The following is a 3,624-nucleotide window of genomic DNA, read 5'->3' as shown; positions in this document are numbered from 1 at the left end:
GGCGCGGCCGTGGCCGGTGGGCACGGTCAGTGTCCGGACGCCGGGCCCGCCCAGCGCGTCGGCCCACCGCCGGGCCGGTCCGTCCGCCGCTTCCGGTACGACGAGCAGCAGGTCGCCGCGCTCGGCGCGACCGGTCTCCGCGAGCGGTTGCCAGGTGACCCGGTAGTGCCAGGAGTCGAGCGTGGCGTCGTCCTCCTGGCGGCGGCGCCAGGCGGAGAGCGCGGGGAGCACGGCGGCGAGGGGCGCGTCGGGGTCGACGGCGAGTGCGGCGGCCAGGCCGTCCACGTCCTGGTCGTCGACGACCTGCCAGAACGCCGCGTCGTCCGGGTCCGGGCCGTGGTGGCGGGTGCGGGCGTCGAGCCAGTAGCGCCGGTGCTGGAACGCGTAGGTGGGCAGGTCGACGGTGGCCGGCCGGTGCCCGTCGACGGTGTACCAGGCCGCCCAGTCGACCGGAGTGCCGGTGACGTGCAACCGCGCCAACGCGGCGGCCAACGCGGTCACCTCGTCCTGATCACGGCGCAGCGCCGGAATGTGGTGCACGGACCGGTCGGCGGGCACGTCGGCGGCCAACGCGGTCAACGTGGCATCGGGCCCGACCTCCAGGAACGTGCCGACACCCAGGTCGTGCAGCGTGGCCACCCCGTCGGCGAAACGCACCGCCTCCCGCACGTGCCGCACCCAGTAATCCGGTGTCGCGACGTCGTCGGGCTCGGCGAGCCGCCCGGTCACGTTCGACACCACCGGCAGCATCGGCGGCCGCCAGTCCAAGCCGGCGATCGCGGCCCGGAAGTCGTCCAACATCGGTTCCATCAGACGCGAGTGGAACGCGTGACTCACCGCCAACCGCTTCACCCGCCAACCCCGCCCAGCGCACTCCCCCGCGACCCGGTCCAGATCCGCCACCGCACCCGACAGCACGACCGACGCCGGGCCGTTCACCGCCGCCACATCGACGCCGCCCGCAACCTCCCGGACCTGCGCCTCCGACGCCTCGACCGCCAGCATCCCGCCACCGGCCGGCAGCGCCTGCATCAACGACCCCCGCGCCGCCACCAACGCACATGCGTCGTCCAGCGACAGCACACCCGCCACATGCGCAGCGGTCACCTCACCGATCGAATGCCCCGCGAGACAGTCGACCCGCACCCCCCACGACGACAACAACTCCCACAACGCCACCTCGACCGCGAACAACCCCGCCTGCGCGTAGACGGTCCGATCCAGCAGCCCGCCGCCGTCGAACACCACCTCCCGCAACGACCTGTCGAGGCGGCCGTCGAACAGCGCGCACACCCGGTCGAACGCGTCCGCGAACACCGGGAACGCCGCATACAGCTCCCGGCCCATGCCGGCGCGCTGCGACCCCTGACCGGTGAACACCACCGCCCGCCGCCCGGAGGCCACCTCACCGGTTACCAGGCCCGGCGCCGAACCGCCCTCGGCCAGGGCGGACAGGCCCGCCAGCAACACGTCCCGGTCCGCGCCCACCACCACCGCGCGGTGCTCCAACGCCGCCCGGGTCGTCGCCAACGACCACCCCACCTCGACCGGCGACACGTCCGCCCGCTCCCGCAGGTGACCGACCAGCCGCGCCGCCTGGTTCACGAGCGCCGGAGCCGAACGCGCCGACACCACCCAGGACAGGACCGGCGGTGGGGGCACCGGGCCCGCCGCCGCGTCGGCCGCGACCGGCTCGGGCGCCTCCAGGATCACGTGGGCGTTCGTGCCGGAGATGCCGAACGACGACACCGCCGCCCGCCGGGGCCGGTCCACCTCCGGCCACGGCCGCGCCGACGTCACCAGCTCCACCGCACCGGCCGACCAGTCCACCTTCGACGACGGCGCGTCCACGTGCAGCGTCGGCGGCACCACCCCGTGCCGCATCGCGAGGACCATCTTGACGATCCCGGCGACACCGGCGGCCGCCTGGGTGTGGCCCAGGTTCGACTTGACCGACCCGAGCAGCAGCGGCGCGGACCGGTCCTGCCCGTACGTGGCCAGCAGCGCCTGCGCCTCGATCGGATCACCCAACGTGGTGCCGGTGCCGTGCGCCTCCACCACGTCCACCTCGACCGGCGACAGCCGCGCGCTGGCCAGCGCCGCCCGGATGACGCGCTGCTGCGCCGGACCGTTCGGCGCGGTCAGCCCGTTCGACGCCCCGTCCTGGTTCACCGCCGAACCGCGTACCACGGCCAGGACGCGGTGGCCGAGTCGGCGGGCGTCGGAGAGGCGTTCCAGGAGCAGCACGCCGACGCCCTCGGACCAGCCGGTGCCGTCGGCGCCCTCGGCGAACGACTTGCACCGCCCGTCGGGGGCCAGTCCGCGTTGCCGGCTGAAGTCGACGAACGTCTCCAGCGTGGTCATCACGGTCACGCCGCCGGCCAGCGCCAGCACCGACTCGCCGGCGCGCAACGACCGCACGGCCAGGTGCAGGGCCACGAGCGAGGACGAGCAGGCGGTGTCGACGGTGAGCGCCGGGCCCTCCAGGCCGAGGGTGTAGGCGACCCGGCCGGACAGGACGCTGCTGGCGGTGCCGCCGCCGATGAAGCCGTCGAGGGTGTCCGGGACGTCGTCGAGGTTCGCCGCGTAGTTGTGGTACATCATGCCGGCGAAGACGCCGACCCGGCTGCCGCGCAACGACAGCGGGTCGATCCGGGCGTCCTCGATCGCCGCCCAGGACGCCTCCAGCATGAGCCGCTGCTGCGGGTCCATCGCCAGCGCCTCGTACGGGGAGATGGTGAACAGCTCGGGGTCGAAGTTCCCGGCGTCGTGCAGGAAGCCGCCCTCCCGGGCGTACGTGCTGCCCCGCCGCTCCCCGGTCGGGTCGTACGCCCGCTCGGTGTCCCAGCCGCGGTCGGTGGGGAATGCGGTGATGCCGTCGCCGCCGGCGGCGACGAGGTCCCACAACTCCTGCGGTGACCGGACGCCGCCGGGGTAGCGGCAGCTCATCCCGACGATCGCGATCGGCTCGTGGTCCTTCGCGTCGGCGGCCCTCAGCCGTTCGCTTGTCTCGTGCAGGTCGGCGGTGACGCGCTTGAGGTACTCACGGAGCTTGGCTTCGTTCGCCATCGGGATTCACCTGTCGCGGGTCAGGACCGGCCGAAGCGGCTGTCGATGAAGTCGAACAGTTCGTCGTCGCTGGCGTCGTCGAGGGTGGCGGCGACCTCGCCGCCGTCGCCGTCCCAGCGGGTGAGCAGGGCCCGCAGGCGGGCCGCCACGGCGGTACGGGTCTCCTCGTCGGCGGTCAGCTCGGCGAGGGTGTCGGCCGGGGTGGCGGCGAACGCCGCCTCGAGGCGGTCCAGCTCGTCGAGGAGGGTGGGCGCGGTCGGGGCCGGTCCGAGCCGCGCCAGCAGGTGCCCGGTGAGGGCGGCCGGGGTGGGGTGGTCGAAGACGAGCGTCGCCGGCAGCGCGAGACCGGTCCGGCTGGTGAGCCGGTTGCGCAGGTCGACCGCGGTGAGGGAGTCGAAGCCGAGTTCGGTGAAGGAGCGTTCGGGGCCGACCGCCGCCGACGAGGCGTACCCGAGGACGTCGGCGACCTGGCCGGCGACCAGCTCGGCGACCAGGCGGGCCCGGTCCTCGGCGGACGCCCCGGCGAGCCGGTCGCGCAGGCCGCCGCCGGCGGCG

At 74.6% G+C, this 3,624-nt stretch carries 1 protein-coding gene and 1 pseudogene; both read right to left on the bottom strand.

Annotation, left to right across the window (positions count from 1 at the left end; all coding sequences use genetic code 11):
* Positions 1-3,069: pseudogene (locus HUW36_RS28130) on the bottom strand (type I polyketide synthase); the annotation flags it as partial.
* A gap of 20 nt (positions 3,070-3,089) precedes the next feature.
* The coding region (locus tag HUW36_RS28125) for a phosphopantetheine-binding protein (protein ID WP_174530892.1) at positions 3,090-3,624 on the bottom strand (535 nt) is incomplete at its 5' end.

The sequence above is a fragment of the Micromonospora maritima genome (genome assembly GCF_902825405.1).
Taxonomy (GTDB): Bacteria; Actinomycetota; Actinomycetes; order Mycobacteriales; family Micromonosporaceae; genus Micromonospora; species Micromonospora maritima.
The sequence above is the reverse complement of the archived record's forward strand: the minus strand, read 5'-3'. Positions and strand labels throughout refer to the sequence as shown.